This is a genomic window from Actibacterium atlanticum (assembly GCF_000671395.1).
GTDB classification, from domain to species: domain Bacteria; phylum Pseudomonadota; class Alphaproteobacteria; order Rhodobacterales; family Rhodobacteraceae; genus Actibacterium_D; species Actibacterium_D atlanticum.
Genome location: NZ_AQQY01000007.1, coordinates 103,632 through 124,445, shown reverse-complemented (window position 1 = coordinate 124,445; position 20,814 = coordinate 103,632). Strand labels below are relative to the sequence as shown.

The 20,814-nt window shown below is 58.5% G+C and carries 16 protein-coding genes and 1 tRNA gene; 9 read left to right on the top strand and 8 right to left on the bottom strand.

The window, feature by feature from the left end:
• Window positions 1-53: 53 nt before the first annotated feature.
• The 4 genes from thrS to ATO10_RS11765 all read right to left on the bottom strand — a co-directional run bounded on the left by thrS (window position 54) and on the right by ATO10_RS11765 (window position 7,823).
• The gene (thrS, locus tag ATO10_RS11780; RefSeq protein WP_035251688.1) at window positions 54-2,000 is read right to left on the bottom strand and encodes a threonine--tRNA ligase; all 1,947 of its coding nucleotides are present in this window, start codon (window positions 1,998-2,000) and stop codon (window positions 54-56) included.
• A 100-nt stretch (window positions 2,001-2,100) separates the two neighbouring features.
• A complete protein-coding gene (locus ATO10_RS16035; protein ID WP_051598120.1) occupies window positions 2,101-4,257 on the bottom strand; it encodes a tetratricopeptide repeat-containing sulfotransferase family protein in 2,157 nt (718 codons plus the stop codon).
• A gap of 11 nt (window positions 4,258-4,268) precedes the next feature.
• Window positions 4,269-7,328 (bottom strand): valine--tRNA ligase, encoded by a 3,060-nt coding sequence (locus ATO10_RS11770; protein WP_035251687.1) that lies wholly within the window; start codon window positions 7,326-7,328, stop codon window positions 4,269-4,271.
• A 63-nt stretch (window positions 7,329-7,391) separates the two neighbouring features.
• Entirely contained in the window at window positions 7,392-7,823 is a 432-nt protein-coding gene (locus ATO10_RS11765) for an Lrp/AsnC family transcriptional regulator (protein WP_035251685.1), read from the bottom strand.
• A gap of 122 nt (window positions 7,824-7,945) precedes the next feature.
• On the opposite strand from ATO10_RS11765, the gene ATO10_RS11760 reads away from it, so the two are divergent.
• Together ATO10_RS11760 and ATO10_RS11755 are read left to right on the top strand one after the other, a co-directional pair.
• A complete protein-coding gene (locus tag ATO10_RS11760) occupies window positions 7,946-9,091 on the top strand; it encodes a type III PLP-dependent enzyme (protein ID WP_035251684.1) in 1,146 nt (381 codons plus the stop codon).
• A 69-nt stretch (window positions 9,092-9,160) separates the two neighbouring features.
• A complete protein-coding gene (locus ATO10_RS11755; RefSeq protein ID WP_051598119.1) occupies window positions 9,161-10,228 on the top strand; it encodes a DUF2235 domain-containing protein in 1,068 nt (355 codons plus the stop codon).
• Window positions 10,229-10,230: 2 nt separating this feature from the next.
• On the opposite strand, the gene ATO10_RS11750 is transcribed toward ATO10_RS11755, so the two are convergent.
• Together ATO10_RS11750 and metF are read right to left on the bottom strand one after the other, a co-directional pair.
• Window positions 10,231-10,692 (bottom strand): PaaI family thioesterase, encoded by a 462-nt coding sequence (locus ATO10_RS11750; protein ID WP_035251682.1) that lies wholly within the window; start codon window positions 10,690-10,692, stop codon window positions 10,231-10,233.
• Entirely contained in the window at window positions 10,689-11,558 is an 870-nt protein-coding gene (metF, locus tag ATO10_RS11745; protein ID WP_035251681.1) for a methylenetetrahydrofolate reductase [NAD(P)H], read from the bottom strand. Before metF ends, ATO10_RS11750 begins: the two co-directional genes overlap by 4 nt.
• 102 nt (window positions 11,559-11,660) lie before the next feature.
• Here metF and ATO10_RS11740 point away from each other — a divergent pair, with 102 nt between their 5' ends.
• Both ATO10_RS11740 and ATO10_RS11735 read left to right on the top strand, forming a co-directional pair.
• A complete protein-coding gene (locus ATO10_RS11740; protein WP_035251679.1) occupies window positions 11,661-12,563 on the top strand; it encodes a LysR family transcriptional regulator in 903 nt (300 codons plus the stop codon).
• Between the two features lie 90 nt (window positions 12,564-12,653).
• Entirely contained in the window at window positions 12,654-13,439 is a 786-nt protein-coding gene (locus tag ATO10_RS11735) for an inositol monophosphatase family protein (protein ID WP_035251677.1), read from the top strand.
• A gap of 24 nt (window positions 13,440-13,463) precedes the next feature.
• On the opposite strand, the gene ATO10_RS11730 is transcribed toward ATO10_RS11735, so the two are convergent.
• On the bottom strand, window positions 13,464-14,204 hold the full coding sequence (locus ATO10_RS11730) for a rhomboid family intramembrane serine protease (RefSeq protein ID WP_035251896.1): 741 nt from the start codon (window positions 14,202-14,204) through the stop codon (window positions 13,464-13,466).
• 116 nt (window positions 14,205-14,320) lie between these two features.
• Between ATO10_RS11730 and ATO10_RS11725 the strand changes: the two genes are divergently transcribed.
• From ATO10_RS11725 to ATO10_RS16025, 4 genes are all read left to right on the top strand, one after another.
• Window positions 14,321-14,866 (top strand): tetratricopeptide repeat protein, encoded by a 546-nt coding sequence (locus tag ATO10_RS11725; RefSeq protein WP_051598118.1) that lies wholly within the window; start codon window positions 14,321-14,323, stop codon window positions 14,864-14,866.
• Between the two features lie 47 nt (window positions 14,867-14,913).
• A tRNA-Leu gene (locus ATO10_RS11720) sits at window positions 14,914-14,999 on the top strand.
• Window positions 15,000-15,301: 302 nt separating this feature from the next.
• On the top strand, window positions 15,302-16,798 hold the full coding sequence (locus tag ATO10_RS16030; RefSeq protein ID WP_051598117.1) for an SGNH/GDSL hydrolase family protein: 1,497 nt from the start codon (window positions 15,302-15,304) through the stop codon (window positions 16,796-16,798).
• Between the two features lie 79 nt (window positions 16,799-16,877).
• Window positions 16,878-18,371, top strand: a complete 1,494-nt coding sequence (locus ATO10_RS16025) for an SGNH/GDSL hydrolase family protein (protein ID WP_051598116.1) — start codon at window positions 16,878-16,880, stop codon at window positions 18,369-18,371.
• 86 nt (window positions 18,372-18,457) lie between these two features.
• Here the strand turns inward: ATO10_RS16025 and metG are convergent, their stop codons facing one another.
• Entirely contained in the window at window positions 18,458-20,176 is a 1,719-nt protein-coding gene (gene metG, locus ATO10_RS11705; protein WP_035251675.1) for a methionine--tRNA ligase, read from the bottom strand.
• Window positions 20,177-20,320: 144 nt separating this feature from the next.
• Here metG and ATO10_RS11700 point away from each other — a divergent pair, with 144 nt between their 5' ends.
• Window positions 20,321-20,749 (top strand): DsrE family protein, encoded by a 429-nt coding sequence (locus ATO10_RS11700; protein ID WP_035251672.1) that lies wholly within the window; start codon window positions 20,321-20,323, stop codon window positions 20,747-20,749.
• The last annotated feature ends 65 nt before the right edge of the window (window positions 20,750-20,814 follow it).

Genomic DNA, 20,814 nt, shown 5'->3' with positions numbered 1-20,814 from the left:
AGCACCGGAAATCCGGTGCTTTTTAAGGGGTTTACAGCCGGGGCTAGCGCGCTTTAGCGCAAGTCAGGCGGGGTCGCTTCGACGGCCAGTGTTTCGGCCACGGCCTCAAGTGTTTCAACCGCAGTCTGTTTTTGACCAAGCCGCCGCATGGTGACAGTGCGATCTTCGACCTCTTTCATGCCCACAGCCAGAATCACGGGCACCTTAGACAGCGAGTGTTCGCGGACCTTGTAGTTGATCTTTTCATTCCGCGTGTCGGCTTCGGCCCGCACGCCTGCGGCGCGCAGCGTGTTGACGACCTCGTGCACGAAATCATCGGCATCCGACACGATCGAGGCCACAACCACCTGGCGCGGGGCGATCCAGAAGGGCAGTTTGCCAGCATTGCTTTCGATCAGGATGCCGATGAAGCGCTCGAAAGAGCCCAGAACGGCGCGGTGCAACATCACAGGGCGGTGCTTGTCGCCGTCGGCGCCGATATAAGTGGCGTCCAGACGTTCGGGCAGCACAAAGTCCACCTGCAAGGTGCCACACTGCCAGTCACGGCCAATGGCGTCGGTCAGAACGAATTCAAGCTTGGGCCCGTAAAACGCGCCTTCGCCCGGGTTCAGGTCAAAATCATAGCCTGCGGCTTCGGTCGCGGATTTCAGCGCGGATTCAGCCTTGTCCCAAACGTCGTCTTCGCCGGCGCGGGTTTCGGGGCGGTCCGAGAATTTCACCGCGAATTTCTCAAAGCCAAGGTCTTTGTAGATGGCCGAGAGGAATTCGATGAACTTCTTGGTTTCGGCTTCGATGTCCTGTTCCGCACAGAAGATATGCGCGTCGTCCTGCGTGAAACCGCGCACCCGCATGATGCCGTGCAGCGCGCCCGAGGGTTCATAGCGGTTGCACGACCCGAATTCAGCCATGCGCAAAGGCAGATCGCGATAGGATTTCAGACCCTGATTGAACACCTGCACGTGGCAGGGGCAGTTCATCGGTTTTAGCGCGTTGATCGCCTTTTCGCGGGCATGTTCTTCGTCAACTTCGACGATGAACATGTTTTCCTGGTACTTGTCCCAGTGGCCCGAGGCCTCCCACAGCTGACGGTCGACGACTTGCGGGGTGTTCACCTCGACATAGCCGTCGCGTTCCTGCATGCGGCGCATATAGTCCTGCAGCGTGGTGTAGATGCGCCAGCCGTTGGGGTGCCAGAAGATCTGGCCGGGGGCCTCTTCTTGCATGTGGAACAGGTCCATCTCGCGGCCCAGCTTGCGGTGGTCGCGTTTGGCGGCCTCTTCCAGCATGGTCATGTGGGCCTTCAGATCCTTGCGGTTCTTGAAGGCCACGCCGTAGATACGTTGCAGCATCGGACGGGTCGCATCGCCCAGCCAATAGGCGCCAGCGACATGGGTCAGCTTGAAGGCGTCGGCGGGCAGTTGACCGGTTGTTTGCAGGTGCGGGCCGCGGCACAGATCCTGCCAGTCGCCGTGCCAGTACATCCGCAGGTCTTCGCCTTCGGGGATGCGGTCGATCAGCTCAACCTTGAAAGGCTCATTCGCGTCTTCGTAGTGTTTGATCGCGCGGGCGCGGTCCCAGACCTCGGTGGTGACGGGCTCGCGGGCGTTGATGATCTCTTTCATCTTGGCCTCGATCACGCCTAGATCTTCGGGGGTGAAGGGTTCCTCGCGGTCGAAGTCATAGAACCAACCGTAATCGCGCACCGGGCCGATGGTGACTTTGACGTCGGGCCAGATGGCCTGCACCGCGCGGGCCATGACGTGGGCCAGATCGTGGCGGATCAGTTCCAGCGCCTGATCGTCATCCTGCAGGGTATGAATGGCGATGCTGGCGTCCTCATTGATCGGCCATTGCAGATCAAAATGAGCGCCGTTCACGGTGGCCGAAATGGCCTTTTTTCCCAGCGATTTAGAAATGCTGGAGGCGACTTCGGCGGGGGTCACCCCAGCATCGAATTCGCGCGCATTGCCATCAGGAAAGGTAAGAGAGATTTGGGCCATGCTGTTGGGCCTCCTCGTCAGTTTGGCGCCCACGGAACGCCCGGTTGCGGGTATGTTGTTCGGGATGCTTCTTGGCCGCGCGCGTGCGCGCTGTCAAGCCTTACCAGCCTTCCAGCGCGCCGCCCTTGTCCAGGATGTCGATCAGCGGCTTGAGCTCGGATTCGAAATTCTTCCACGCACCCACTGAGGACGAATAGATCGGCTGGCGGACTTGATAGACCGACAGGGTTTTGACCTTGCTGGCGTTCTTATAGAACTCCAGACACCGATCTTCCCAGTCAAGGCCGCATTCCGCGATCAGCTCGCGTGCCTTTTCTTCGGGGTTGCCGATCAGATCTTCATAGCGGATTTCATGGAACGCCCCCGGTGTGGCCTTGCGCCAATAGTCCAGCGTTTCCAGATAGCTCAGATAAGTCTTGGCCAGGGTTTCCAGATCGGTTGTGTAACGGTGCGTGCCCTCGACAAACATGTTTTTGTACATCGACAGGCAATTGTCGCGCGGATCGCGGCGCACAACAATGATGCGACTGTCAGGCAACAGATGGCGGATGAGACCTGTGAACATGAAGGTGGTGATCCCTTTGTCTGTGACAAAGGGCGTATCGGGGGCTTTCGACTGATACTTCTTGTTGGCCTTGCTCAGCGCTGCGGTCAGATCGCTTAGCTGCAAAGGGTTGTTTGCCGCATCGCGCAGCGCAAGCGGATCGATCAGGGCGGTGTTCATATGCCCAAGCTCTCCGCCAGCGGTAACCAGAGAGTGACTGGCAACAATCTGTTCGACCAGCGTGGTGCCAGAACGTGGCATGCCGCAAACGAACAAAGGGGCTGGGTTGAGTTTTGGGGTCGTCGTAGGCAAATCGGGCAGGCCCCTTTCAAACGCCTTTTCAGAAAGCTCTGCCGGGCGCATGAAGTTCTCTGCAGCCACGGGATAGCGTTCTCTCAGCCCGTCGTTGCCTTCTTGCAGGAATTTGAATGCAGCGGAATGATCTTTCAGGTCTTCTTTTACCTTGGCAAGGGCAAAGGCCATAGGTTCACGCGTACCTTCAACCTCTCGTCCTGTTTCAAAGGCGTCTTGCATCGCTTGGGCCAGCGGATCATTTGCTGTGGCTTTGTGTCCGGTGACGTAGCGCCGGTAGAGCCCGCCATCCATGTGTCCGCGTTCAAACAGTTCCATGGATAGAGCCGAGGTTTCTTCAAAATTGCCCATCAACTGATGGTGCCATGTCAAGGCGTTCAGGATGGCAATGTCATCTGGCGCCATATCGTGGGCTTTTTTAAAACAATTTAAGGCCGCTTCGTTTTCATCAAGTTCGGCCAGCACAGAGCCCTGCGTACGGAGGATATCTGCGCTGATTGGGCAGTGGTCCAGGGCGTGTTCTATCGTTAGCCGCGCCTGTTTCAGTTCGCCGGTTTCGCGCTGGCTGTTCGACAAAGCGATCAAAAGCCTCGCATCGTTTGGAAACTGTTTTTGCGCGGCTGCAAGCAAAGGGACGGCCTTCGCGAAAGCCCGCTCTGACGCTTCGAGCAGGCCAAGGTGGCGGTTTGCCTCGGCTGATTTGGGCGCTTTGGAAAGGGCCACTTCCAGGTGCTTTCGTGCTTCAGTCTTTTCATCCAAATGCATCAGAAGTTGGCCGAACTGAGCGTGGGCTTCGACATAATTCGGGTCGACAGCAATGGCCTTTCTATAGGCATTTTTAGCTTCGTCTGATTTGCCTTGGGTGGCTTGCGCAGCCCCTAGAAGGGCCAGCGCCGGGGCCACATTAGGTGCTCCGGCCAGCATGGCTTTGGCGGCATTTTCGGCCTCGGCTGCTTTGCCAGACTGGTACAACGCTGCAGCGTGTTCAAATACCGCCTTGTCAATAGAACCTAGCTGACCCACACCTTCACGGTTTTCGGTTTTAAGCTTGTTTTCAAGTTCTTGTACAACCCGAAACGGCAGACGACCTTTCTTAGACTCAGCCAAAAGAACTTTGGCCGATTGGCGATCTTTCAGCGCCAGATAGGCGTCCATCATGGTGGTCCATATGACGGGCTCATCGGATTTGATCTTGCGCGCTGTCTTAAGGTGGCGCAGCGCTTGTCTTGGACGCTCAAGGCCCATTTCCAGCCGCCCCAACTGATAATGCACCTCGGGCAGCTTGGGGTTTGCCTTTAGGATTTGGCCGTACAGCTCTCGCGCCAAATCCGCCTTACCGTTGTTTTGCGCCTGCATGGCGCGGCGAAACAGATCGCGGATCGGGGTTGGGGCCAGAGCCATGGTTTAAATCCTTATGCCAGTTCGGCCAGACGGGCCAAGGCAGCGTCCAGCTTGGATTTTTCGTCCAGTTTCAGCGCAGCCAGTTCGCGGGTTTCTTCCACGACCTCGGCGGGCGCGCTGGCGACGAATTTGGCGTTCTTCAGACGCCCTTGCAAGCCGCCCAGTTCCTTGGCCAGTTTTTGCAACGATTTTTCCAATCGCGCCTTTTCTTCGGCCACGTCGATCACATCGGCCAAAGGCAGCCCAAAGGTGCCGCCTTCGACCGTCAGGGTGACGCAGCCTTTGGGCAGGGTGTCGACGGCCTCAAGGCTGTCGATGCGGGCCAGCCGTTTGATCAGCGTCTCGTTCCGTGCCCAAGCTGCGGCGCCTGCTTCGTCCAGTTCCAGCTGCAACATCGGCAGCTTGGCCCCGGCGGGCACGTGCATTTGGGCGCGGACCGAGCGGATTTCTTCGATCAATGCGATCACCCAGTTCATCTCGCGGTCGGCGTCGGCGTCGACCAGATCGGTGCCATAGCTGGGCCACTCGGTGACCATTAGCATGTCGTCGCGCTTGCCCAAAGTGCCCCAGAGCTCTTCGGTGATATAGGGCATGATCGGGTGCAGCAGGATGAAACACTGATCCAACACCCAAGCCATGGTGGCGCGGGTTTCAGCCTTTGTCGCATCGTCGCCGTCCATGATCAGCGGCTTGGCGAATTCGACGTACCAGTCGCAGACCTTGCCCCAGACAAAGGCATAAAGCCCGTTGGCGGCGTCGTTGAAACGGTATTCCTCGAACGCTTTATCCACGACCTCGCGGATGCGGGCGGTTTCGCCGATGATCCAGCGGTTCACGGTGGCGGTGGGCTGCGGAATGTCGCTGGTCGCGTGGCCCTCAAACGCGCCGTTCATTTCGGCAAACCGCGCGGCGTTCCAGATTTTAGTGCCAAAGTTCCGATAGCCCGCGATGCGCTGCATATCCAGTTTCAGCACGCCACCCAAAGCGGCCATCGCAGCGGAGGAGAACCGCAGCGCATCGGCGCCGTATTCGTCGATGATCTCCAGCGGATCAATCACGTTGCCGGTGGATTTCGACATCTTCTTGCCCTTGGCATCACGCACAAGGCCGTGCAGGTAGACGGTGTCGAACGGGATTTTATCCACGACAGCCAGCTGCATCATCATCATCCGGGCGACCCAGAAGAAGATGATGTCAAAGCCCGTCACCAAAGTGTTGGTGGGGAAGTATTTATCCAGCTCAGCCGTGTCATCGGGCCAGCCCAGCGTGCCGATGGGCCACAGACCCGAGGAGAACCAGGTGTCGAGCACGTCGGGGTCGCGGTAAACATAAAGAGTTTTACCGTTTACCTTATATGAGGGCAGATCTTGGATGGTCCCCAGGTTCCCCAGATAAACATCCATTGGGTTAACGTAGTTATCATCATCATATTGGGACGAGTCGATCATGATTTCTTTGACCTCATCACAATTGAACTCTGCTTTGATAATGTCGGCGGCTTCGTCAAAACTTGCAGCACAATACGCCTTTGGTTCAGCGCCTTCTGCGGTCCCCATCAGATACCAGACCGGGATCTGATGCCCCCACCACAGCTGGCGCGAGATGCACCAGGGTTCGATGTTTTCCAGCCAGTGGAAATAGGTTTTCTCGCCGCTTTCGGGCAGGATTTTGGTGTCGCCGTTGCGTACCGCGTCCAGCGCCGGGCCGACGATCTTGTCGGTGTCGACGAACCATTGGTCGGTCAGCATCGGCTCGATCACCACTTTGGAACGGTCGCCAAAGGGCTGCATGATCGGCTTGTTTTCGACCATCGGGCAGGGGCGGGTCTCTTCCTCGCCCTCGTCGTTTTTGACGGTCTCGGTCGTCATCACGGCCAAGCCTTCATCGGTGATTTGCTGCACCACCAGTTTACGGGCCTCAAACCGGTCCAGCCCGCGCAGATCGTCGGGGACAAGGTTGATGGCGTCGGTTTCGGCCTCGGTCAGCGTGCGTTCACCCTTGGCGACGGCCATGGCGATGGTCGCGGCCTCGTCATAGCCCGCGCCGTCCGCCCGCATGTGGCCTTTGGTGTCCATCAGGCGATACATCGGGATGCCGCCCCGTTTGGCGACCTGATAGTCGTTGAAGTCATGCGCGCCGGTGATCTTCACTGCGCCCGAGCCGAAGTCTTTGTCGGGGTATTCATCGGTGATGATCGGGATCAGGCGGCGGTGTTCCTTGGGGCCAACCGGGATTTCGCACAGTTTGCCGACGATGGGCGCGTAGCGTTCGTCCGACGGGTGCACGGCCACCGCGCCGTCGCCCAGCATGGTTTCGGGGCGGGTGGTGGCGATGGAGATATAATCGCGCTCTTCCTCCAGCACGACATTCCCGTCTTCGTCTTTTTCGACGTAGGTATAGGTCGCGCCGCCGGCGAGGGGGTATTTGAAGTGCCACATGTGACCGGCAACTTCGATGTTTTCGACCTCTAGGTCGGAAATCGCGGTTTCAAAATGCGGGTCCCAGTTGACCAGACGCTTGCCGCGATAGATCAGGCCCTTTTCATACATGTCGACGAAGACCTTGATCACCGCGTCGTGGAAGTTGCCTTCCTCTCCCGCAGGGGCGCTTTCAGCGCCCGACATGGTAAAGGCGTTGCGATCCCAATCGCAGGAGGCGCCAAGACGTTTGAGCTGGCTGATGATGGTGGACCCCGATTCAGCCTTCCAGTCCCAGATCTTTTTGGTGAACTCTTCGCGGCCCAGCTCGCGGCGGCCCGGCTGGCCTTCCTCGGCCAGTTTGCGCTCCACCACCATTTGCGTGGCGATCCCGGCGTGGTCTTGGCCGGGCTGCCACAGGGTGTCAAACCCGCGCATCCGGTGCCAGCGCACAAGGATATCCTGCAGCGTGTTGTTGAACGCGTGGCCGATATGCAGAACGCCGGTGACGTTGGGCGGCGGGATCATGACGCAGAAGGTGCTGGTTTCGGCGTTGTCCACGTGTTTGCCCGCCGTGAAACAGCCCGCGTCTTCCCATGCCTGATACAGGCGGGCCTCGGCGGCGGCGGCGTCGAATTTCTTTTCCATCGGCATCGGGTGCGTCCTTAAGATCGGTTCCGATGCGGAATACCCAATGGAAGGGCGAAGGAAAACCCCTCAGACGCCTCTGTCGATGCGGGTTGTCAGATGAATAAGCGATTCCGAGGATTTTACCCCCTCAATCAGCCCGATCCCGTCCAGCACCTTGTCCAGCGCGGCGGTGCCCGTGGCGGCGACCTGAAGCAGCAGATCGAAGCGGCCAGAGGTGGTGTGGGCGGTTTCGACCTCGGGGATGGTTTTGAGCCGCGCCAGAATGGCAGGCTGGGCGCGGGGTTCCACCGACAGCAGGATGGTGGCGCGGATGCGGTTTTGGCGTCCTGCCTCCCCCAAGCGCAAGGTATAGCCCGCGATCACGCCACTGCGCTCCAGACGTTCGATCCGCGCCTGCAGCGTTGTGCGCGCCACCGAGAGTTTACGCGCCAGCACCGAAAGCGAGACCCGGGCGTCGCGCGCCAGATGAGACAGGATTTGCTTGTCGAGGTCGTCCATCAATTTACCCATTATAGCGTTAATATGACGAAACTTAGAGTCAGTATTCCATATTTGCCGCGCGATTACGACGAAAAACCCGGGTATCCTTGAAGAAACAGGCGCGCAACAGGAGGCAGGCCATGGGCCTAACGCAGGATATCTGGGCAAACCCAGGCGAACATCTTCGGATTACCCACCCCGACCACCCGGTACTTTACACCGCCCCATCGGTTTTGATGTCCACCGCGCGGCGGTTTCTGGATGGCTTTCCCGGCATGGTGACCTATGCGGTCAAGGCGAACCCGTCGGAGTTTGTTCTGACCAACTTGTTTGCTGCGGGAGTTTCGGGGTTCGATGTGGCCTCGCCCCATGAAATGGCGCTTGTTGCCCGCGCGGCCCCCGGTGCGGTGATGCATTACAACAATCCGGTGCGCTCGGCCGCGGAAATATTGGCGGCGCTGGAACATGAGGTGGTGTCGTGGTCGGTGGACGCGCAGTCTGAGCTGGATAAAATTCTGCACCATGTAGATGGATCTGCGGAAATCGCTGTGCGGTTCAAGCTGCCGGTCAAAGGCGCGGCCTATGATTTTGGCAGCAAATTTGGGGCCTCGGCCGAACAGGCGGTTGATCTTTTGCAAAGGGTGGCGCGTGCGGGGCATGTCCCGGCGCTGACCTTTCATCCGGGCACGCAATGCACCGATCCGGCGGCGTGGGCGGCGTATATCGAAACGGCGGCGCAGATTAGCGCCGCAGCGGGCGTTGATCTGGCGCGGTTAAACGTCGGCGGGGGCTTCCCATCGCATCAAATTCGTGCCGACGCCCCGCAACTTGAACAGATATTCGATACCATCGCGCACAGCACGGACAAGGCTTTTGGATTGAACGCGCCAGTACTGATCTGTGAGCCGGGCCGTGCGATGGTGGCTGAGGCCTATACGCTGACCACCCGCATCAAGGCGATCCGCGATGGCGATCATGTATTTCTGAATGACGGCATATACGGGGGCCTGTCAGAGGCCCATGTTGTCGGGCTGACCGACCGCATTGAAATATGGAGCCCCGAAGGGACCCGCAGAAACGGCCCCTTGGGGTCGCGCACGGTGTTCGGCCCGACCTGTGACAGTATCGACAAGCTACCGGGTCAGGTGATGCTGCCCGCGGATCTGCAAGAGGGCGACTATGTGATGTTCAAAGGGGCAGGGGCCTATTCGACGGCCACTGCGACGCGCTTTAACGGCTATGGCGCCTTAGAGCAGGCAACCGTCTTGTCGTTGATCTCACGCTGATTTTCGTGGACGCCACCGCACCGCACCCCCATATTAAAGGAATGAAGGCACAGAAACGGGATATCCCCGATGCGTAGCGCCAAACGGTTTTGGAACTGGCTGCGCGGCACCCGCACGACCGAGGCGCATAGCCCCGTCACGGCGCGCGGCTCCGTTACCCATATCGTTATTCTGGATGGCACGATGTCATCGCTTGAACCGGGATGCGAGACCAACGCCGGTCTGATCTATAAGCTGCTATGCGATCAAAAGGCGCAGGACCTTTCACTGTATTACGAGGCCGGCATCCAATGGCGCGAATGGCGCGATGCGATGGCGGTGATCACCGGGCGTGGCATCAATCGGCAAATCCGGCGGGCCTATGGGTATCTGGCGTCACGCTACCATCCGGGCGACAAGATCATTTTGTTAGGCTATTCGCGGGGCGCCTTTGCCGCGCGTTCATTGGCGGGGGTGTTGGACCGCGTGGGCCTGTTGCAGGCCAATCACGCCACGGAACGTAACGTACAAGTGGCCTATCGGCATTATCAATCTGGTGCCCGCAATGAAGTGGCGCGGGCGTTCAGCGCGACGTATTGCCTGCCGGAAATTCAGGTCGAAATGGTCGGTGTTTTCGACACGGTCAAAGCGCTGGGGGTGCGTCTGCCGATTTTGTGGAAGTTCACCGAGCCCAACCACGCCTTTCACAACCATGCCCCAAGCGGCGTGATGAAACGCGGCTTTCAGGCGCTGGCCCTGAATGAAACACGACAGGTATTTGCACCCGTGATCTGGGAGTGCACACCCGAATGGAAAGGCCGCGTTGAACAGGTTTGGTTCAAAGGCTGTCACGGCGATGTCGGCGGGCAGCTGGGTGAGGTCGAAGAAGCGCGCCCCTTGGCCAACATTCCGCTGGTCTGGATGTTGGGCAAGTTGGAAAGCTGCGGCGTGCGCCTGCCGCAGGATTGGCTGGAGCGCTTCCCCTGCGATGTGCACGCACCGTCGATTGGCAGTTTCCGCGGCTGGGGTAAGATGTTCTTGCTGCGTAAGAAGCGCTATGTCGGTGGTGATCCGTCCGAGTCTCTACACTCCACGGTCACGGGGGAAAGCAGGGCCGACAGCCTGCCTTCGCTTGAGGTCTTGGGCAACGGCGCCTGAGATCAGTGTTGCAAAACGATGCAGGTGGTCGAACCCGTCGCATAGAGCCGGTTATCGTCGCGCCCGCGGACTTCGCCGTTGGCCACCAGCGTGGAACGTCCGCTGTGCTGGACATGCCCGGTGGCGATAAGCTCTGCCCCGATTTTGGCGGGGCGTACAATATTCACTTTATATTCCAGCGTGGTGTGGGTTGCGCCTTCGGGGACGCAGCTCATGCAGGCGCAGCCCATAGCGGCATCCAGCACAATGCCATACCAGCCCCCGTGTACTGTCCCGATGATATTGCCATGCGCGGGCAGGGGCGCGGTATGCAGGGTGATCTGCCCCTGTGCGACATCAGACAGGGTGATATTGGACGTCGCCCACATTTGCGGCGCCGCGATACGCCCATCGAGCATGCGGCGCATATATTCTTCGCCACTTAGTCCGATCAGCAGGTCACGAGAAAACCCTGTGGTGCTCACGCCACTTCCGCGATGTTGCTTTCGGCCTTCACGCCCAGAGTTTCACAAATTCCGCGCGTCAGGTGCGGCTTGTTGAGCGTGTAAAAATGCAGGTCTTCGACCCCGCCTGAAATCAGGCTGTCGCACAGTTCCACGGCCATGTCAGTGGCGACCTGTTCGGCGTTGCCCGCAGCGTCAGCGGCGGCGAATTTTTCGTCCACCCATGTGGGGATATAGGCACCGCAGCGCGCGGCGAACTTACGCACGCCATTCCAGTTTTCAATCGGCAGGATGCCCGGAATGATCGGCGCATCAATACCCGCCTTGGCGCAATCGTCGCGGAAGCGGAAGAATGTATCGGCCTCAAAGAAAAACTGCGTGATCGCCGAATTGGCGCCCGCATCAATCTTGTGCTTCAGCCAGGTCACATCATTGCCCGCGCCTTTGGCTTCGGGGTGCGGGTCAGGGTAGGCGCCAACACGTATGTGAAACTTGCCGGTCTCGGCAATGGCAGCGACCAGTTCGGCGCTGTTCTGAAACCCGTCGGGGTGCGCGCTAAAGCTGCCCTGACCTTTGGGCGGGTCACCGCGCAGTGCGACGATTTCGGTCACGCCAGCCTTGGCGTAGCTGTCCACGATTTCCATTGTTTCTTCGCGCGAGGCATCGACACAGGTCAGATGCGCAGCAACGTTCAGCCCATAGTTCTTGTGGATCGTGGCCACAGCGTCATGGGTCAACTTGCGCGTCGTACCACCCGCACCATAGGTCACCGACACAAAGCCGGGGTTCAGCGGTGCCAAAGCACGCACGGTGTCCCACAGGCGAAAAGACGCCTCAAGCGATTGCGGCGGGAAGAATTCGAAAGAAATACGCGGTGCGGCGGGCATATCAGTGTCCAGGGCGGTTTTTGCAGAGTTTCCTCTTGTCGCACACTGCGCCGTGTGAAACAAATTCATAATTCTCAACAAGAATATGAATCCGGTTAAAGTATGCATCTGGAGCTAAGACATCTGCGCACCATTCGCGCCATCCATCAGGCGGGCGGCTTGGCGCGCGCGGCTGACCTGTTGAACATGACCCAATCGGCCCTGTCGCATCAGGTTAAAGGGCTGGAAGAGCAGGTCGGGATGGAGCTGTTCGTGCGGCGCTCAAAACCGCTGAAACTGTCAGCGGCAGGGATGAAGCTGTTACGGCTGGCCGATAAAGTCCTGCCCGAGGTTGCAGCGACCGAAGAAGAGTTCCGCGCTCTGCACGAGGGAAAATCGGGCCGTCTGCACATCGCGATGGAGTGCCACGCCTGTTTCGACTGGTTGTTGCCGGTGCTCGAAGATTTCCGCCACAGCTGGCCTGAGGTCGACGTTGATATCCGTGCCCGCCTATCGTTTGAGGCCCTACCGGCGCTGTCGCGCGAAGCCGTCGATCTGGTGATCTCTTCCGACCCGGACGACCTGCCGGATGTAAGTTTCGTGCCGCTATTCGATTACTCGCCGGTGTTCATCGCGGCCAAAACGCATCCCTTGGCGGGACGGGACTACATCGTGGCACAGGACTTGGCCGATCAGAACCTGATTACCTATCCGATGGATCGCGCGCGTCTGGACGTGTTCAAGGAGTTGCTAAGGCCGGCCAAGGTCGAACCCGCAACCGTGCGGCAAGTGGAGCTAACCGCGGTGATCCTGATGCTTGTGGCGTCAGGGCGCGGGGTGGCCGTATTGCCCGATTGGGTGGTGCGCGAAAGCAATGCTTCCGATCTGGTGGTCAAACCGCTGACTCAAAGCGGCATTACCCGGCGTATGTATGCTGCCGTGCGGGCCGATGATGCCAGCAAGCCCTTTATGGCGCATTTTATCCGGCTGGCCCGGTCGCAGCCGGTGAAACTGCAACGCGGATAACGGTGGGGCGCGACAAATCCCGCGTTTATTGCCCCTTGGAATCAAAGCGTACCCGGCGTATACGCGCGCCCTGATACAGGAGTTTCCCAGATGATCGGCAGCGCAAACCTTAACATCATGATCAAGGCCGCCCGCAAGGCAGGCCGCAGCCTTGTGAAGGACTTCCGCGAGGTTGAAAACCTGCAGGTCTCGATGAAAGGCGCGGGCGACTTCGTGTCGCGTGCCGATATCGCCGCCGAAAAGATCATCCGCGACGAGTTGATGGAGGCCCGCCCGAACTATGGCTGGGTTGGCGAAGAATCCGCGCCGGTTGAGGGCAATGACCCGACCCGTCGCTGGATCGTTGATCCGCTGGATGGCACCACCAACTTCCTGCACGGCCTGCCCCATTGGGCTGTGTCGATCGCTCTGGAACACAAGGGCGACATCGTCGCCGCCGTGGTCTTTGACGCCGCCAAGGACGAAATGTTCTTTGCCGAAAAAGGCACCGGTGCATGGATGAACGAAACCCGCCTGCGGGTATCTGGCCGCAACCGGATGATTGAATCGATCTTTGCTACGGGCCTGCCGTTTGGCGGCCGTTCGGACCTGCCCGAAACCCTGCAGGATCTGGCACGCATCATGCCGCAATGCGCGGGCGTGCGCCGTTGGGGCGCTGCGGCGCTGGATTTGGCCTATGTCGCCGCCGGTCGCTATGACGGCTTCTGGGAGCGCCGCCTGAACGCGTGGGATATGGCCGCTGGCCTGCTGCTGGTAAAAGAGGCCGGTGGCCTGATCGCCCCCATCCAGATGGACGGCGATATAATGGAAGATGGCGAAGTGATTGCCGGCAACGAGCCGATTTTCGATCAGTTCGCCAAGGTCGTGCGCGGCTAACCCCGCCAGCCTTAAAAATCTGACTTATCTGCGCCGTTGCACCCGTGGAATGCGGGTGTCGGTGTAAAGCGCATCGGGATGCGGCGGGTGACCGTGATTGCGGTTCCAATACTGCGTGCCCCCTGCGCGCAGCCAGAAGGGCACCATCATCAAAAGCCCGGCCACGAAACCACCTGCATGCGCCCAATAGGCCACGCCGCCTTGATCGCCCGTGGTGCCGAACCCGGCAAACAGCTGCAACGCAAACCACCCGCCCAGCATGATCCATGATGGGATCGGAAAGATGCGGAAAATGATGATGATGATGATCAGAATGTCGACCTTGGCCTTTGGGAACAGCAGCAAATAGCCCCCCATCACCCCGGCAATCGCCCCAGAGGCCCCGACCATCGGCACCACCGAATAGGGGGCTGATAAATACTGCGCCATCCCCGCCGCAAAACCCGCGGCCAGATAGAACAGCAGATAGGTCACATGGCCCAGCTCGTCTTCCAGATTGTCGCCGAAAATCCACAGGAACAGCATGTTGCCGCCCAGATGCATCAAGCCTCCGTGCAGAAACATTGATGTCAGAAAACCGTGCCACGACAAGCCTTCGCTGACGGCCGCAGGCACCAGGGCCCAGTCATAAAAGAAGCTTTGCAACTGCTGTGGTTGATCAAAAAGTGGCCAATACAGCAGAAAAACCCCGATATTGAGCGCCATTAACGCATAAGTGACGTACGGGGTGCGCTCGGACGGGTTATGATCACGTATCGGAAACATGGGCGCGAGGCTACCGCGCAGACCGGTCAGGTCAAGCGGTGTTGGCATGTGGCGCCTGAAATTTTGCACGCTATCTGGAAGGGATACGCCGCGCGCACGACAAAGGGAATACCATCATGCTGATACGTTTCGCATTCGCTTTTCTTCTTATGCCCACGCTGGCTGTGGCACAGGACTGTCCGGCCAACCTGCCCGAAGACCCGCGTCTTGGTCCGCTGATGGAACAGGTCAAAACCGCCCCCGATGAAATGTCGGCCTTGCTGACCACCAACGAGCTTTGGGCAGTCTGGGCCACGGCCCCGGATGAACAGGCACAGGAAATTCTGGATGTCGGGATCGAACGGCGCGCGCTGAACGATCTTGAATCGGCCCGTGCGGCATTCGATGCGCTGATAGAATACTGCCCGGACTATGCCGAGGGCTATAACCAGCGCGCATTTGTGTCGGTTATTTCCGGCAAGATCGAACAGGCGCTGCCCGATTTGGATCGCGCCATTGAACTTGACCCGGATCACTATCCGGCGCTGACCGGTCGCGCGATGGTATTGATGCACATGGGCCGCCTGCAAGAAGCGTCTGAAACGCTGCAAACCGCGCTGGATTTGAACCCGTGGTTGCCCGAACGACGGTTTATGGCAGATCTTCCCGAAACCCGGCTTTGATCCACTTGCACCCGCCCACAACTTGCCTATTGTCACGCCACCCGCGTGCCCGCGTGGTGGAATGGTAGACACAGGGGACTTAAAATCCCTAGGCAGGAATGCCGTGCCGGTTCGAATCCGGCCGCGGGTACCACATTTTCTTTAGGCCGTGATCAGATCGCCAAAGCGCTTTGTCTGGCACGCTAAAATATTTTTCTGAACAATGATCATGACTTAGGCCCGCTGAGGCGTTTTTATGCCTATGTTTCGCGGTCTGCACGCTTGCCCGAGGGGCGGATTTAGTGATTTTATGCCTAACGCCTCAAGATATAGAGGGCTGGAAGGGGCACTGGCCTGGCATAGCTACGCCATAAATCAGCCCCAAAGCGCGGTTAAAACGTTGTTCACACCCGCGTCGGTGGACATACATCAACTTTGGGAACAGGCAGAAATATCATGGCCACTACGTCGAACCTGGTTGTATTTGGTGACTCTCTTGGTGACGATGGAAACCTCTATGAAATGTCCGAAGGCCTGATCACGAATGACGTCCGTGAAAACATCGGCGGTGATTTGCACCGTTTTACCGATGGGACCGTTTTCACCGAATATTTCGAAGGCCTTGGGCTTTATGACACGGTCTATAACTATGCTGTTGCCGGGGCCGAAGCCAATGGCGAGCAGACCTTTCGCGATCTGCTGTCTGAACTGATCGGTCAACCCAGTTTTATCGTGCCACCCAACCACCCCGACGTACAGGCAGACATCAATCTGTACGCCCAGATCGACCAATTCCTGGCCGACATGGAAGGGCAGTCGTTGGACGGGTTTACCGCGATGATCGAGATTGGCGGCAATGACTATGCGGCCTTTACGGTATCAGACATAGACAACATTGAAGCCGAACTATTGGCCTATCTTGATGCGACAACTGCGGCCATTTTGCAGGCTGCTGTTGATCTGGCGAATGCTGGAGTCAGCACGGTTCAGATTGTATCGCTTTCTCCGATCCACGCGACGCCGCTGGCCGCCGGGATGACGCAAGATCAGATTGCGCTATGGACGTATCTGTATGACTCGCACAATGCGATTATCGAGGGCACGCTCGCCCAGTTGAATATTCCGGGTGTGACCTTCGAATACATTGATCTGAACCCGCTCTATGATGTGGTGCTGGATGATGCGGAAAGTTTTGGCTTTATCGCCCCCGTAGAGTCGGTGATCCGCGACGAAGAGAATTCAGCCCTGAATGACTATGATGCGGATCAGGTCATGTTTTTTGATCAGGTGCATGTTTCAACCGCGATGCACGGCGTCTTGGCGGCTTACATGACGGCGCTGGACAGCAAGGAACTGATCGATGCAAACGACCTGGGCGGACTTATCCAAAGTAGTGCCGCGCAGGGGGCGCTGGTTATGGCAGGGGCAGGCGCGGACATTGCTTTGACCGGCTTGGGCGATGATATCGTGTTTACCGGCTCGAATGATGATGTCGTGAGTGCCGGGGACGGGGATGACCTTGTTTCGGGTGGTTCAGGGGCGGACACCCTTCTTTCGGGCGCAGGACATGACATCGTCGATGGCGACAGCGGGGATGACCTGCTGTTGGCCGGGGATGGCGATGATGTGATCATCGACGGCTTGGGCAGCGACATCGCCCTTGGCGGTGCGGGTGCGGATGACTTTGTCTTCACCGAAGCAAGCCTGATCGGCGGCGAGGCCGGCGACACGGACATCTTCGCAGGGGGCAGCGGTGTGGACACCCTGTACCTGGTTTTGAGTGCGCAAACTGCGGCAGAGTTGGGCGAAGAAGTTACCACCGAAGAGCTGGCCGGTCTGGGGATCACGACTTTCGGCGTTGAAAACATCGTTGTCATCAACGGGCGCGATAATCTAAGCGACATGTCCGGCGAAAGCTGGTTTGCCAGTGCTGACATCTGGGGGCTGATCTAACCAAAGGTTTCCTTTGAGATCTGCGCCCTATGTCGTACCCTGACCAAAGTTTGATTTATGTATTGGTCAGGAGCGCGCGATGACCGAACCAACAAAGTTTGTATTCTTTGGGGACAGCCTGTCCGACCCGGGAAACCTTTATGACCTTGGCGAAGGCATCGTTGACGAAGGGGTGCGAAACTCTATTGGCGGGCCGACGAACTCTGTTTCTGATGGGATTGTCTTTACCGAATATCTTGATCAGATCGCGGGTGATGGGGCTGCGCTAAACTATGCGATTGCCGGCGCACTTGCCGGTGGCTCCCTGTCCTTGGGAGAACTTATCGGCGGCTCGATTGGCGAAGATGACCTGTTGGTGCCGCTGGATGACCCGGCGTTGGATTTCGATATCAATCTCAGCGCTCAGGTCGACAGGTTTACCGATGACTTTGAGGGGCAGGATGTCAGTGACTACACCGCCTTCATCCTGATCGGCGGAAATGACTATTCTGGCATTGATACGTCGGACATCGCGGGGGCCGTGGCCGAATTCGCAAGCCGGGTCTTGGCCGCTGTTGGCGATACGCTGGCCTCGGTTCTTCAGCTGCAGCAGGCCGGTGTGTCCCAGATCGTGGTTTCAACCCTGCCAGACTCGATCTTCTTTCCGCGCGCCATTGACCTGTCGCCGGCCGAACAGGCGGTGTCACAACTGGCTTTTGGTATCCACAACGCCTTGCTGACCGCCGGCATAGAGGCCCTGGCCGACAATGGCATTGCCGTCGAAATCATTGATTTGGGTCCGATCAGCCGTGCCTTGGCGGGTGATCCTGAAAACTTTGGGTTCTTGGCGCCGCTTAGTGACACGCTGACCGAAGCCGGGGGCGCGGTGCTTGACGATTTCGCCGCGGATCAGGTGGCCTTTTTTGATGACATACACCCCAGCACCGCGGCGCATGGGGTGATTGCGGCCTATCTGGCGCATGCGTTGGAAAACCCGGTTCACGAGTATGATGACCAATCAAACTTTGCGTTGCTGGGCGGTGCAGATGATCTGATCTTTGCCAATGGCGGTAATGATATTGTGCTGGCCGGGCAGGGGAATGATCTTGGTTTTGGTGGCGAGGGCGAAGATGTGCTGTGGTCCGGGGGGGGCGATGATCTGACGTCCGGAGGGTCAGGGCATGACACCATCCGTGCCGGGGCGGGGGCCGATATACTGGATGGCGACAGCGGCGATGATGCGCTGATGGGCGGGTTGGGGGACGACCTGCTTGTAGATGGTTTAGGCAGCGATACAGCGTATGGCGGGTTTGGCTCGGACAGCTTCGTGTTCACCCAGTCCGATCTGATCGGAGGGGATGCGCCCGACGACGATTATTTCATCGGTGGCTTGGGGCACGACACCTTGTATCTGGTGGTGGACGCCGCCACGGCGCAGGCACTGGGGGCAGAGGTCAGCACGCAAGAGCTGTCGGATCTGGGGCTGACCATCACTGGTATCGAAGAGATCATCATCGTGCCCGGACGGGACAATCTGGATACGCTCTCAGATCAGGTCTGGTTCGCGCAGGCCGATATCTGGGGCGTGATATAAATAGGCACGATCCGCGCCCAATTTCTGAGTTATCAGCGCCCAGAATTGCCCCGGTCTTACCTGCAGCTCGTTGCGAGCACCGCGCCTTAATCGCGTGTGCCGGCGAACTTGCTTTCCCATTCTTCGCGTTCCTCGTCTGAAATCTTGCGGAACGTGACGTCGGGCACCGTAAAGGCGTGACCGGCAGGCAGGGTGTTCAGCGCAGCGGCGACATCTTCGGGCCAGCTGTTGTCGTCTGTCTGCATTGCGGCCATCAGCGTATCGCAGGCGTCAGGGATGAACGGGCGCGAAAGCACCGCATAGATACGGATCAGGTTCAGCGCCAGACGCACCTGCGCGGCGGCCTGTTCGGGGTCGGTCTTGAAAGTCGACCACGGCGCGGCTGATTGCAGGTATTCGTTGCCCGCCACCCAGATCGCGCGCAGCTCACCGGCGGCTTTGCGAACTTCCATCGCTTCCATATGGCCCTCATAGGCGCGGATGCGGCTGGTCAGATCAGCGATCAGCGCCTCTTCCTGTGCGCCCCATGCCCCGCCTTCGGGCACAGCCTCGGTGAATTTTGAGCGGCAGAATTTGGTGACCCGGCTGACAAAGTTGCCCAGCACGTCGGCAAGGTCTTTGTTCACTGATTGCTGGAAATTTTCCCAAGTGAATTCGGAATCCGAGCTTTCCGGCGCGTGGCTCAGCAGCCACCAGCGCCAGTAGTCAGCCGGCAGGATGTCCAGCGCCTGATCCATGAACACGCCACGGCCCTGGCTGGTCGAAAACTGACCGCCATCATAGTTCAGGTAGTTGAACGATTTGATGAAATCGACCTTTTTCCACGGCTCGCGCGACCCCATCAATGTGGCGGGGAAGCTGAGCGTGTGGAAAGGCACGTTGTCCTTGCCCATGAACTGCACATAGCGCACGTCGTCTGCGCCTTTGTCGGTGCGCCACCAGCGCTCCCAATCGGCATCCGTCTTGCCGTTGGCATCGGCCCATTCGGCAGTGGCGGCGATATATTCGATGGGGGCGTCGAACCAGACATAGAACACCTTGCCCTCCATCCCCGGCCAGGGCGCATCGCCCTTGGTGACGGGGACGCCCCATTTCAGGTCGCGGGTGATGCCGCGGTCTTGCAGCCCATCGCCATCATGCAGCCACTTCTTGGCGATCGAGGTGGTCAGCACGGGCCAGCCTTCCTGACTGTCGATCCACTGGTCGATCTCGTCCTTCAGGGCAGTCTGTTTCAGATACAGGTGCTTGGTCTCGCGCACTTCCAAATCGGTGGAGCCGGACACAGCCGAGCGCGGGTCGATCAGATCGGTCGGGTCCAGTTGCTTGGTGCAGTTTTCGCACTGGTCGCCGCGCGCGCGGTCATAGCCGCAGTTAGGGCAGGTGCCTTCGATATAGCGATCCGGCAGAAAGCGGCCATCGGCATTGGAATAGACCTGCTTTTCGGTCACCTCCTCGATGAAGCCATTCTCGGCCAATTTGTTGGCCAAGTGCTGGGTGATCGCATGGTTGCGCTGCGACGAGGAGCGACCATAGTGATCAAACGACAAGCGGAAGCCCTTGGCCAGTTCGGCCTGCACGTCATGCATCCGGGCACAGTAGGTGCTTACTTCTTCGCCGGTCTTCGCAGCGGCAAGTTCGGCAGGTGTGCCATGTTCGTCGGTGGCGCAAATGAACATCACCTCATGTCCACGCTGGCGCATGTAACGGGCGTACAGGTCAGCCGGTAGCTGGCTACCGACAAGGTTGCCCAGATGCTTAATGCCATTGATGTATGGCAAAGCCGAGGTGATCAGGATTCGGGACATGCGCGGACCTCTTTTGATACGTCTGGCCCCCTATAGCGTTGCGTCTCGGCAAAGGCTAGCGCGGCTGCGATATTCACAAATTCGTTAGTCATGATTTGTTGCAATGGAATCATGTTACCGTCCCCCCATTAATGGGAGGAAGAAATGCGAAAATTCTTATTGGCGGCTGCATTTGCCGCCTCGTCAACCATGGCCTTGGCCGGTGGTGGGACGCATCACATTGCGATCCATGTGGATGAGTCCGATCCGCAGGTCATGAATATGGCTCTGAACAATGTGCAAAACATCAACAAATACTATCAATCCAAAGGCGAAGACGTGGTGATCGAACTTGTCGCCTATGGCCCGGGGTTGCAAATGTATCTCCCCGACAGCCCGGTCGCGGCCCGTCTGTCGACCATGTCGCTTGAAATGGACAGCCTGACCTTTGCCGCCTGCGGCAATACCCATCGTAAAATGAGCGAAAAAGCCGGCAAAGAGATCACGCTGGTAGACGAAGCCACGATGGTGCCCTCGGGCGTGGTGCGGTTGGTCGAACTTCAGGAACAGGGATATTCTTACGTCAGACCCTAAGTTTTTGAGCCGGGGCCTTGAGGCTCCGGCCTGAAACCTTAACTGTTCCCTCATTGCGTGAGGGA